Origin of the sequence: Oceanobacillus bengalensis (assembly GCF_003628445.1) — a bacterium.
In the GTDB taxonomy this organism is placed as follows: Bacteria; Bacillota; Bacilli; order Bacillales; family Amphibacillaceae; genus Oceanobacillus; species Oceanobacillus bengalensis.
Window position 1 is genome coordinate 1 of the sequence record NZ_RBZO01000040.1, and the last position, 12,550, is coordinate 12,550.

Consider the following 12,550-nt stretch of genomic DNA (forward strand, 5'->3'; position numbering starts at 1 on the left):
AATTCAAGAGGAATGTGCGAATAAAGTGAAATAACCGTAAATCCAATTTAAAAATCATGGATTCACGGTTATTTGTCATGTTTACTTTGAAAAGTGCACTTTTTTATAATTCGGGCTTACGATTTTCATGATAAAACACGTATGTATCGCATCTTTCCCTTGACTTAAAGATATAATAGTATCTTTTTTACATACGAAAACACCCGACAGAACTGACGGGTGTTTTCACTATAATCTAATATCGTTTCTATGAATCATTTTAAGAGAAAAAGCTTCGTTTTAATATATAGGTTAATATGCTTACGATAGTTTTTGTCTTCTATAGTAAACAAATCCTACAACAAGACCTAAGAGAAGTAATAATGAACCTAGAGCTATGAAATTATACATATCAGTAGCTGTTTTTGGTAACTCTTGACCTGAAACAGGAGCTTTATTGGAATCAGAATCAATATTCTTTCCTGTTTCTGAACCTCCCTTAGAAGGTTCTGGAGAATCAATCTTTTCATATATATAGGTTACGATTTGTTTGTCTTCTGCAAATTCTCCAGCTTCATTTCCTTTTACTTCTATTAATCGATATCCATCAATCTCTTTAGGTTTTGATTTGTATGGATCTCCTACATTACCAGTTAATTCTTCTGGATCTGTGATAGGATTTCCATCCTCATCTACATATTCTATAATAACTGAACCTGTTGGAATTGGTTCTTCCTCAACTGACTTATACACATATGTTACTGTTTGTGGCTCATTTGTGTATTCACCTGTCGCATTCTCTGGAACTTCAATTAGTTCATAACCTTCGATATCTTTAGGTGTTGTTTCATAGTTCTCTCCAACATTTCCTGTTAGTTCTTCCGGATCTACAATTGGATTTCCATCTTCATCTACATATTCCACGATAACTGAACCTGTTGGAATTGGTTCTTCCTCAACTGGTTTGTACACGTAAGTTACTGTCTGAGGCTCATTTGTAAATTCTCCTGTTGCATTTTCTGGAACCGTAATTAGTTCATAACCTTCGATATCTTTAGGTGTTGTTTCATAGTTTTCTCCAACATTTCCTGTTAGTTCTTCGGATGGTGCTAATTCGTTACCTTCTTCATCTACATGAATGATAGTTACTGGCTCCCCTTGTACAACAACTGGTTCATACACATATGTTACCGTTTGGGGTTCATTCGTAAATACTCCATTTGCATTACTTGGAACGTCAATCAGTTCATAACCATCAATATCTTTTGATGTTGATGTATAATTTCCGCCGACATTTCCAGTTAATTTTTCAGATGACGCTAGTTCGTTCCCTTCTTTGTCTATATAAATGACAGTTACTGGCGCTCCTTCTACCACTGTTGGTTTATACACATATGTTACCGTTTGGGGCTCATTTGTGAATTCTCCATCTGCATTTTCTGGAACTTTGATCAGTTCATAGCCTTCAATGTCTTTTGATGTTGATTTATACTTTTCACCAATATTTCCTGCTAGTTCTTCGGATGGCGCTAATTGATTTCCAGCTTCATCTACGTGAATAACAGTAACAGGTGCTCCTAGAATTGGTTGTTCTTCAACTGGTTTATATACGTATGTTACCGTTTGGGGTTCATTCGTAAATTCTCCATTTGCATTTTCTGGAACTGCAATTAATTCATAACCGTCAATTTCTTTTGATGTTGATTCATATGGCTCACCGATATTTCCGGTTAGTTCTTCAGATGGTGCTAGCTCGTTACCAGCTTCATCTACGTGAATGACAGTTACTGGTGCTCCTGGTACTACTTCTGGTTTATATACGTATGTTACCGTTTGTGGTTCATTCGTAAACTCTCCATTTGCATTCTCTGGAACTGCAATTAATTCATAACCGTCAATTTCTTTTGATGTTGATTCATATGGCTCACCGATATTTCCAGTTAGTTCTTCAGATGGTGCTAGCTCGTTACCAGCTTCATCTACGTGGATGACAGTTACTGGTGCTCCTAGAATTGGTTGTTCTTCAACTAGTTTGTACACATATGTTACCGTTTGTGGTTCATTCTTAAACTCTCCATTTGCATTTTCTGGAACTGCAATTAATTCATAACCGTCGATATCTGCTGGATTTGTTTCATATTTTTCGCCAACATTTCCAGTTATTTTTTCTGGCGGTGCAAGTTCGTTTCCTTCTTCATCTACGTGTTCCACCGTTATTGGACCAGAGCTTGGAACATAATCTTTTCCTTCATCTTCTGTCGAATCACCATTTGGTGTTTCCCCTGTAACTGTTGCAACATTTGTAATACCACCATTATCAAGATCATCTTGTGTTACTTCATATGTTGCGGTCCCTTTTGTAATCTGATTTGGTTGCAAAGTTGTTGATTCTAATTCAATATCTTTTCCAATCATTTCATCCGTAACTTTAATATTACTAATTGGTACGTTTCCAGTGTTTTCTACTTCAAACGTATACGTAATCACTTGTCCTACTTCTGTAACATATTCTAAATCGCTTGTTTTGGATAGCTCAAGGCTAGGATCTTCTTTTAATGTATTTGTAATATCATAAGATTTATCTGAATATGTTGCTTCATAATTATCAACGGAAGATTCCTTCACGAAATACTCAATATATTCTCCGTTGCTATTATACTTAGGATAGCCTTCAAAGGTAAATTCCCAGTTATCCTCATCTGAAACAACTTCTTCTGCTACGAATACATCTTCTCCATCAACTATTTTCCATAATTTCACAACAATTTCTTCAGGTCTATAATCTTGCTGATTGTAGTCTTCCCATTTTTTTGTGCCACTAATTACTGCTGGTGCCCCAGAAGCTTGTGGTATCGGAAAGTTTCTAATTTCATCTGAATCAACAGCTGGTTGTAATGTAGTCACGCCGTTTGTTGGATAATACGTATTCGGTTCAAAGTTTTCCTTTTCCGTGTCTAATTGAACTTTATACCTTAGATTTATCCATTCGTTCTCTCCTAAGTTTAAATGATCAAGTGTAATTGTTTCTTCATTAACTGAGACATTTACTCCCCTTAATAAATTAGCATCACTCGATGATAAGTAATAAGCCCCATCTTCTAAGTCTTCATTACTTGCCTGTTTAAATTCATCTTCATTCTTTAAATTAAAGAAATCTCCCATCGGATCTGTAACCGTTCCGTTAACAATACTTTTTGAGAATGAACTTGAAATTCCCTTTAGAATGGTCGACAAATCGGATACTTGTTCCACATCATAATATTGCTCAGGCGTACTTGCTATACCTTCCATTACCTCAATTGCTTCTTCTAAACTAGCCTGACCACTGCCCGTAATCTCAATACCAATCGAAGACATGGTAATACCGTTTGATTGAATTCCACTAGCTTCATTTATTGTATTTTCACCATGTGTACCGGAACGACGATTCCCCCAATTACCTTCATCATAGGTAAAACTCGTACCATTTCCAACAATTACTCCATCTGAATGATAACTTACAGTAGGTACACCATCCGTTATAGTAATAATATGTTTATTATCCGCAACACTATCAGCTAAAATAGCCTCTGCTTCTTGTATAGCTGCTTGTGTGAAAGTACCACCATTATTACCCTGTCTTCGTTCGTTAGGAACATCACCAGGCAATTTACGAATAATATCATTCGCATTAGTAGTCAATTCTTTATGTGATAAATCATCTGTATTAAGGTTATAAACCCTATTTCTTCTTCCATCAAACACATCTGTACCATATGTGATTAAGGCCATTTGGATTTTTCCCTCTTCATTATTTTCTGGACTTAATAACTCAGAAACAAATTCAGAAGTAGCCTCTTTTGAAATAATATCACGATCATTTTCATCCATACTATTCGAATTATCATACACAATGACAATATCCGTAGTCTCTGTTGTTTCAAATGATCTACCTTCAATATATAAATCGATGAAATATTCTCCGGGCTTGCCCGTATAAGCAGCCTTCTTAGATAATATCGAATCTTCATATTCCACTTTGTCTATTTTATTTTGAACAGCTCCACTCTCATCTTCGTGGATTATTTCTTCATATTCTTCTGCTCCAACCGTATTAGCAGTAAATCCACTTGTAATTAAAGACATGATTAAAAGAAATATCATGAAAAATTTTACAAGATTACTAGATTTACTATTTAAGTAATGATTCATTGTTATCCTCCTTTAAATTCATTCCCCCAAAAACCTACTTCATGCTTTTGTTTTTATTTCAGATATTAATTTATTTGTTACTACCACCTCACCTATTGTTAGAATGGAAGGCATTTTATTTCTTCATCAAATCCTCTCCTAGCAGTTATTTGATATAATTCTTAATAGAAATGCCTACAGAAGATTATAGTTAGGACAACTCTACAATTTATATACAAGGGAAATTAGATATATTGAAATATTAGGAAAAATGAATAACAAAACGCGACAAAAACGAATATGCGATGTATTATTTAATTGACTCGTCTTCATATTCCTAATCTAATTAATAATCAAAATAAAATAATGTTTATCATATAAGGAGGATCTTTGTGAAGGTAATTCTTGTTGATGATGAGATACTAGCTTTGGATTTTTTAGAATTCCAGATTAATAAAATCCATCGTGTTGAAGTGATTGCGAAGTACAACAATTTAGAAGTAATAAAAAAATCAGCCCTTATAAAGGAAGCAGATGTGATATTTCTAGATATTGAAATGCCTGAAATGAACGGGATCGAGCTCGCCGAGAAAATTCTTGAAATAAACACAAACATATCGATCGTTTTTGTCACAGCGTACAACACCTATGCTGTAGAAGCATTTGAATTAAATGCATTGGACTATGTTCTTAAGCCGGTTGAATTAGACCGTTTGAGAAAGACCTTAGAAAGAATGGAAGAAAAGATACAAAATCAAAAACAGCAGCCTAAGGAAGAAAATATTCAGTTAAGAATAAATGTATCTAGAGAGTTATCATTTGAATTTTCAAATGGGAAACTTGAATTCATTCAATGGAGAACTACAAAAACCCAAGAATTATTCCTCTACCTACTCCATCATGGAGAAAAGACGGTTCGTAAATCCGAATTAGTGGAACTACTTTGGTCAGATTTTAATCAGGATAGAGCTTATTCGCAATTGTATACAGCGATCTATCATTTACGTAAATCCCTAAAAAAATACAGCGACCATTTCATTATAAAAAACGTTGGTGAAGGCTATAACCTGTCTACGAAAAATGTTTTGATTGATCTCCTAGAATGGGAAAGTAAAATAACTTTAGCACCTCCTGTCACTATAGAAACGATTGACGATTATGAAAATAACATGCAGTTGTATCAAGGGGCTTATTTACAAGAATACGACTATTTATGGACAGAAACAGAAAGATATCGTTTGGAACAACTCTTCCTTAAAGTTGCTTATAAAATAGCAAATTATTATGATGAAAAAAATCAATTGGAAAAAGCTGAAACATGGTATGTAAAAATATGTCAGGTTAGACCAGAAGATGAAAATGCCCGTTTTTCTTTAATGAAATTATACGACACTTTAGGATTAAGCATCCTAGTTGATCGTCAGTATATTGAATTAGATAAGGCATTAAGTGAATTGAATTTACAAATTAACACTGAAATCAAAACGTGGTTCAGACACTGGAAAAACCATAGAAACAGCCACCCTAGCCCACTATAAAAGAAAAACTGGAGCACACCGTCCGTTTCCATATTCCTTCACTCAGCCCCAACGAATAATAGGATACGCAACAATGGGCATAATAAGAAAAACGGAGAAGTAGGAGGACTTAATTTGAGTACACATGGAGCTCCAGTATCTATTTTCGCTTTAGGCGGCTTGAATGAAATTGGAAAAAATATGTATGTAATCGAATATGCAAACGATATTGTGGTTATCGATTGTGGCAATAAATTTCCTGATGAAAGCTTATTAGGTATTGATTTGATCATCGCTGATACAACTTACTTAGTTGAAAATAAAGATAAAGTCAGAGCTTTACTTGTCACACATGGACATGAAGATCATATCGGAGGAATCCCATTTTTCTTAAAAACCTTAAATGTACCTATCTATGCAACACGATTCACACTAGGTTTAATAGAAATCAAGTTAAAAGAACATAAAATATTAAGAGAAAGTGAACTTATTGAAATTGACTCAAGCAAAAAAATAAAAATTGGAAACATGAATATAAGCTTTTTCAAAGTGAACCATAGCATTCCTGATTGCTTAGGTATGGTTTTTCAAACACCAGAAGGGAACATCGTTCATACAGGTGACTTCAAGTTTGATTTAACACCTGCAAATAAGGAGTATTCAGACATTCATAAAATGGCTCAAATTGGAAATGAAGGCGTCTTACTTTTACTATCTGAGAGTACTAATGCAGAACGACGTGGTTGGACCCCATCGGAGCAAATGGTGGGTGATCATTTGGATGCGGCCTTCATGAAGGCTGACCGTAAAGTGATTATATCTACATTTGCTTCAAATGTTAGTCGCATTCAGCAAGTTGTAGATGCTGCACAGAAAACAAACCGAAAACTAGTACTGCTCGGGCGATCGATGGTCAACGTCGTAAAAGTTGCAATAGACCGCGGGTATTTAACCATTCCAGATGGGATGATCATTGATCAAAGAGATATCAATATATTTCCTCAAGAAAAAATAACTATTTTATGCACAGGGAGCCAAGGAGAATCTTTAGCCGCGCTTGCCCGTCTATCAACTGGCAACTTCCGAGGCGTTGATGTTTTACCTGGAGACACCGTTATCATTGCAGCAGGTCCGATACCAGGTAATGAAAAAAATGTCACAAGTATTGTCGACAACTTATTTACGCTAGGTGCAAATGTGATTTATGGATCAGGAAGTTCCTCTGGAATGCATGTTTCTGGCCATGGGTATCAAGAAGATTTAAAATTAATGCTTACATTAATGAAACCAAAATATTTTATTCCTATTCACGGTGAATATAGAATGTTACACCATCATCGAATGCTTGCTGAATCTGTAGGAGTTGAGGAAGGTAACACATTTATCTTAAATAATGGGGATGCCGTTGAAGTTGAAAATTCCATTGCACAGCAGAGCAAGAAAGTTCCTGTTGGAAACACCTATGTAGATGGAGTAGACGTTGGCAATATGGAATTTGTATTAAGGGACCGAAAGCAAATCTCTGAGGATGGAATGCTTATGATTATTTTGTCGATGAGTAGAGCAGAGGGCAAATTAATAGCCCAGCCAGAAACCATTTCACGGGGATTTATCGATAATAATTTCTCAGAGCTCCGAACAGATATTAACCAACTTGCAATAAAAACAGTTAACGAATTACAGGAAGAAAAACGATACTCTCGGAATAGGATGAAAAAACAAATGAAAAAATCAATTCGAGAATATATCTATGCTCGTACAAAAAAAGAGCCAATGATTGTTCCTATCTTTATTGAAATATAACAGGGATAATTTAGAAAAGCACAGTCCAAAGGGAAAGGCATCATCTGACACATAAGGTAAGTCAAGATGCCTTTCCCTGCGACCCTTTGACAATTAGAATACGACAACCCAGGATTCCTCTTAATGCACATGAGCCTTTTCGTTCGTCATTTTCACAAATTTATTTTCATAGAAACGTTTCTTCTTGTTATTACCGATACTTTCAAAAAATGCAATAATGTCTGCAAGAGCACTTTCCAATAATTCCTGATCATTTGTTTTTTCCAGCTGTCCAATTGCCTCTTCATAATATCTTGCTGCAAGTAATTTCTCTGGATGCTCTTTATGCTCCATACAATAAGCAAATTGCATATAGATCATTCCAAGCTCTCTTTTAGAATAATTAGGAAGCTTTAAATGAATGGCAATTGCTTTTTCATAGTATGGAACTGCTTCATCAAGCATCGATTGGTCGAAGTAATTATACGCCATCTCTGTATAAGCTTCAGCATGTACTAATTTCCCGGCAAGTGTTGAGGTTTCAAGCAACGGTATTGCCTCTCTTAAATAGGCAAATGCCTTCTCATACTCATCTTTACTTCCATACATTTTTGCAATACTAACTAAGCTATTAATTTTTATTTCTATATTCCTTTCATCTGCAAGCTCAAGCGTTTTATGCAAATGATGGATTGCCTCATCCGTTTCACTTACTAAGGAATGAAGAGCACCAAGTTTAAAATGTAGAAAAAGAACCAACTGGTCGTCTTTTTCTTCGTCTGTCTGTAGATAGGTTAAACCTCGCTTATAATATTTAATTGCCCGAACGTACTTCTCTAAGTTTTCTTCCGCTTCTCCCAGTACTAAATAAGCATGAGCTGCTTTCACTGGTTCGAACGCTTCCTCATTATCTATTTGTTTCACAACATCTGACATTATTTTCCGAGCAAGCTTATAGTCACACATGAATGCTAAATTTCCATATAAGATTAAATCATCTATCGACTTTTCATCTGAAGCTTGATACATGTTCCCTATAATCTCTGCCGCTTGCTTCCCTTCACCTGTTTGTGAGTAACAAGTAGCATCAAGGAATGATAAGATTCTCGCCAATCCTTGGTCTGGTTCATGCTTTTCTCGAAATATCTTTGTTTTCGATAACACATTTAGAAAGTGACCACGTTTGAATTCAATTACAATTACTTTTAAGTCCTCTTTGTTCGCATCATTTACATATTCTTTTATGTTCTGTTCTACATTAAAAATATCCATTGTTGTCATTCGCATACTCCAATCTTTTACCTTTTCCTATCAGTGTATCCACTTTTTGGAAAGTATAAAAGCCAATCAACTAACGAGCTCAGGACAAAAATTCGCTTAATGGTGCTACTACCTTTCTTGCATCGTCCATTCCTTGGTTGTATAACGTTGTCAGCTTTTCCTTATTTCTTTCCATACGGCCAACCTCTAATTTTTTTGTTGGGCGTATCACAAATACATTCCCTTTCTTCTCTTCCTCATGGATATATTGAAGTGTTACATTATACACTACATGACGTCTTTCTAATGCTTTCACTAAACCTGGGTATTGTTTATATTTTTTCCGAAAGTACCAACTAAATGATTGGGGCTTTTTATAATAACCATTATTTTTCGTTAAAATAACTACATTTTTCCGATTTCCATCCCGTTCGGATTGTTTAATTGGAATCGGGTCAGAAATTCCACCATCCAATAGTATCCGATTATCAAAATGGACAACAGGTGCAACTAATGGTAAAGAACTTGATGCACGAATAATGGCGAGTACATCTTTTTCATAGTCTTCTTTTTTGTAAAATACGGCTTCTCCAGACATACAATCTGTTGCACCAACTACAAATTCTTCCTCTGCTTGATAAAAAGCTTCAAAATCAAATGGTTCTAACTTATTCGGTAAACTGTCGAACAAAAAGTCCATCCCAAAAAGTTGCCGCTTCTTCAGCAAATTCCGGAATGATAGGTATTCTGGATGATCAATATAATCGATGTTAACCGCTCTATTTCGGTCCATTTGCCGAGATACGTAGGAAGAACCATTACAAGCACCTGCAGATACACCGATGACATATGGTAAATAGATACCCTGCTCCATTAAATAACGAAGCACCCCCGCTGTATAGATTCCCCTACTTCCCCCACCTTCTAATACCAATCCTATATCTTTCATATCGCTCATATAAACTCCTCTATCTTTTATTTATTATCGATTAAAAACTGGCCTATCGTTTGCTATAGAAACCCTCATTTATAAGAAAAATAGCTTCTTTCTATTTTAGAATAAAAGAAGCTATCTTTCTAACGAAGCGTATTTCACTACCTCTAAGTAAAATGTGGCGTTTCCCTTTAAGATAAATGAAATTCTTCATACCATTCGAGGCTAATATCAAAACGATACTCTCATTCTCTAAGATATGGATTGACTTTATTGAATAGGTCCTGCAATTCCCTGATTAAAGTTTATAACAATATACATAACTTTACCTGAACTAACACAACAATGGGTGAATAATCACGAATCTACAAACATAAGATATAAGCGGACTTAAATATCTATTAAAAGGATGGGTGATTCCATGGATGAAAAGTCATCAAGACACCAAAAGCATGGCAGTATAGATAAAAAACAAGAACAACTTAATCAGTCCCGTATTCAAAATACTGGAAAACCAATGACGACAAGTCAAGGGAGAAAAATATCAAATGACTCAGAGACTTTAAAGGCAGGCGTTCGGGGTCCTTCATTACATCAAGACTGGCACTACTTTGAAAAGATGACACATTTTGTGCAGGAAGAGGCACCAGAAAGAACAGTTCATGCAAGAGGCTACAGTGCATATGGGGAGTTTGAATGCTACCAGTCGATGAGACATGTGACGAAAGCGGGATTTTTACAGGAAGCAGGAAAAAAGACTCCTTTAACGATTCGTTTTTCTACCGTACAAGGGCCTAGGGGATCTTATGATACGGCAAGGGATTTACGTTGTGTTGGGGTTAAGTTTTATACAGAAGAAGGAAATTACGATTTGACAACAATTGCTATGCCTGTATTAATTAATCAAGACCCTATGAAATTCCCAGATGCGATGCATGCGTACCAATCTAAGCCTGATGATGATATACCAACAGCTTCGGGTGCACACGATTACTTTTGGGACTATGTTGCCAGTAATCCAGAAGCACTTCATATGGTGGAGTGGATTATGTCGGGTCGGGGCATTTTAAGAAGTTACCGGATGTTGGAATCATGGTCGATTAATACGTATTTATTTGTTAATGATGAAGGAGTCGCAACCTTTGTTAGGTTTGTCTGGAAACCTGTCCTTGGTGTTCATTCCCTACTTCAGGATGAAGCGCTGAAAATCGGTGGACTTGATCCAGATTTCCACAGGAAAGATTTGAGAGAAGCTATTGACAAAGGATTTTATCCAGAGTATGAACTGGGCGTCCAACTGATTCCACTTGAAGATGAATTCAAATATGATTTTGACATTCTAGATCCTGCAAAGTTTTGGCCAGAAGAGTTAATCCCTGTTCAACTTATCGGGAAGATGACTTTAAATAGAAACATTGATAACTACCATACAGAGTCTGAACAAGTAGCATTTAATCCTGCAAATGTCGTTCCAGGAATTGGTTTTTCTAATGATCCCGTCCTGCAGGGAAGGTTAGTTGCTTATCATATGGCACAAGTACATCGAATCGGAACGAACTTCCAAGAGTTACCAATCAATAAACCGATTTGCCCATTTCATAATAATCAAAGGCGGGGGCCTATGAGGTACCGTATCGATGTCGATCAGGTAAACTATCATGAAAATTCGCTTGCAAATAATACGCCACACACGACTCCTCCGGAAGCAGGAGGGTATGAGCATTATCCAACAAAAGTCGAAGGCCACGTCATCCGCGGTCGAAGCGAATCCTTTAACGATTTCTTTACGCAACCGAGGATTTTTTGGAATAGCTTGACACCTATTGAGAAACAGCACACAATTGACGGGTTTAGCTATCAGCTTGGAAAAGTAGAAAGCGAATCCGTTCGCCAGCAAAACGTCAATTTGTTGGTTAATGTAGATACGGATTTGGCATGTATTGTTGCTGATAATATTGGTGTCGATCGCCCAAGTGGAAACCATGTTCCTGTGTCTACAAGTTATCCTTCTCTTAGCCAGTCAACTACACCTAAATATGCATACACACAAAAAGTAGGTGTACTAATTGGAAATGGTTTTAACGGTAATGAGGTAACAAATGTACTTAACTATCTACAGCAATGTGGGGTATTTGTGAATATTATAAGTGAAAAGCTTGGTACAGTCACAGGTGCTGATGGTACAAAACTAAAAGTTGATAAAACATTTATGACATCAAGCCCATATCTGCTTGACTCACTCTATGTTGTTGGTGGAAGTTCTAATAATCAGGCAAAATTCAATCAAGACATGATGAATTACGTACAAAATGCATATACACACTATAAACCAATTGGTGTGGCATCTACTGGACAGTCATATATACAGACATCCGACAAAAATAATTTAGCTGGAGTTATTTTTACGGCAAACAATCCTAACTTTGGAAAAGACTTTGTAGAAGCAATTGCACAGCAACGTTTTTGGAATAGAACATAATGAATGAATCACTTTCTTAGGGGAATAACATGCGTTATATCCCTGTAATTGCATCTACCTAAAATTTACTATGGCAAAATTAGGCCTTTTAACCGCTACAGAACTTGCCCCATTAATAGAGTCGATGAAATTATCACCAGTAGAATTGACGAAACATCTTTTAAAACGCATTGATACATTCGATCCAACCATCCATTCCTATATTAACCCTCTCCACGATTTAGCACTTAAACAAGCAAAAGAAGCTGAGATGAACATCGTGGACGGTCATTAACAAGGACCCCTACACGGTGGAACATTCATTATATGCCAGGTGGTTCAAGTGGTGGGAGCAGTGCTGCCCTAGTAGCTGGGTTAACAACGCTTGCAACGGGAACAGATACGTTTGGCTCCATTCGCTTACCTGCTGCCATGTGAAATCCTCTTCGC

The 12,550-nt window shown here is 36.2% G+C and carries 8 protein-coding genes; 5 read left to right on the top strand and 3 right to left on the bottom strand.

The window, feature by feature from the left end; all coding sequences use genetic code 11:
• Positions 1 to 300: 300 nt before the first annotated feature.
• Entirely contained in the window at positions 301 to 4,170 is a 3,870-nt protein-coding gene (locus tag D8M05_RS17810) for a MucBP domain-containing protein (RefSeq protein WP_121134252.1), read from the bottom strand.
• Between the two features lie 371 nt (positions 4,171 to 4,541).
• On the opposite strand from D8M05_RS17810, the gene D8M05_RS17815 reads away from it, so the two are divergent.
• Together D8M05_RS17815 and D8M05_RS17820 are read left to right on the top strand one after the other, a co-directional pair.
• Positions 4,542 to 5,687 carry a response regulator gene (locus tag D8M05_RS17815; protein WP_121134254.1) on the top strand — a complete coding sequence of 382 codons (1,146 nt, stop codon included), beginning with the start codon at positions 4,542 to 4,544 and terminating at the stop codon, positions 5,685 to 5,687.
• 180 nt (positions 5,688 to 5,867) lie between these two features.
• Positions 5,868 to 7,469 (top strand): ribonuclease J, encoded by a 1,602-nt coding sequence (locus D8M05_RS17820; RefSeq protein ID WP_121134285.1) that lies wholly within the window; start codon positions 5,868 to 5,870, stop codon positions 7,467 to 7,469.
• A gap of 120 nt (positions 7,470 to 7,589) precedes the next feature.
• Here the strand turns inward: D8M05_RS17820 and D8M05_RS17825 are convergent, their stop codons facing one another.
• Both D8M05_RS17825 and D8M05_RS17830 read right to left on the bottom strand, forming a co-directional pair.
• A complete protein-coding gene (locus tag D8M05_RS17825; RefSeq protein ID WP_183072855.1) occupies positions 7,590 to 8,729 on the bottom strand; it encodes a tetratricopeptide repeat protein in 1,140 nt (379 codons plus the stop codon).
• A gap of 79 nt (positions 8,730 to 8,808) precedes the next feature.
• Positions 8,809 to 9,657 (bottom strand): patatin-like phospholipase family protein, encoded by an 849-nt coding sequence (locus D8M05_RS17830; RefSeq protein ID WP_121134286.1) that lies wholly within the window; start codon positions 9,655 to 9,657, stop codon positions 8,809 to 8,811.
• 406 nt (positions 9,658 to 10,063) lie between these two features.
• On the opposite strand from D8M05_RS17830, the gene D8M05_RS17835 reads away from it, so the two are divergent.
• From D8M05_RS17835 to D8M05_RS17845, 3 genes are all read left to right on the top strand, one after another.
• On the top strand, positions 10,064 to 12,121 hold the full coding sequence (locus tag D8M05_RS17835) for a catalase (RefSeq protein WP_121134258.1): 2,058 nt from the start codon (positions 10,064 to 10,066) through the stop codon (positions 12,119 to 12,121).
• Between the two features lie 70 nt (positions 12,122 to 12,191).
• The gene (locus D8M05_RS17840) at positions 12,192 to 12,395 is read left to right on the top strand and encodes a hypothetical protein (RefSeq protein WP_121134260.1); all 204 of its coding nucleotides are present in this window, start codon (positions 12,192 to 12,194) and stop codon (positions 12,393 to 12,395) included.
• Positions 12,396 to 12,427: 32 nt separating this feature from the next.
• Entirely contained in the window at positions 12,428 to 12,538 is a 111-nt protein-coding gene (locus D8M05_RS17845; RefSeq protein ID WP_281271938.1) for an amidase family protein, read from the top strand.
• Positions 12,539 to 12,550: the final 12 nt, after the last annotated feature.

Excerpts from the sequence above, each read along its gene's own strand:
- D8M05_RS17810 (WP_121134252.1), bottom strand. The coding sequence starts at position 4,170 with ATGAATCATTACTTAAATAGTAAATCTAGTAATCTTGTAAAATTTTTC.
- D8M05_RS17820 (WP_121134285.1), top strand. The coding sequence starts at position 5,868 with ATGTATGTAATCGAATATGCAAACGATATTGTGGTTATCGATTGTGGC.
- D8M05_RS17825 (WP_183072855.1), bottom strand. The coding sequence starts at position 8,729 with ATGACAACAATGGATATTTTTAATGTAGAACAGAACATAAAAGAATAT.
- D8M05_RS17830 (WP_121134286.1), bottom strand. The coding sequence starts at position 9,657 with ATGAAAGATATAGGATTGGTATTAGAAGGTGGGGGAAGTAGGGGAATC.
- D8M05_RS17835 (WP_121134258.1), top strand. The coding sequence starts at position 10,064 with ATGGATGAAAAGTCATCAAGACACCAAAAGCATGGCAGTATAGATAAA.
- D8M05_RS17840 (WP_121134260.1), top strand. The coding sequence starts at position 12,192 with ATGGCAAAATTAGGCCTTTTAACCGCTACAGAACTTGCCCCATTAATA.
- D8M05_RS17845 (WP_281271938.1), top strand. The coding sequence starts at position 12,428 with ATGCCAGGTGGTTCAAGTGGTGGGAGCAGTGCTGCCCTAGTAGCTGGG.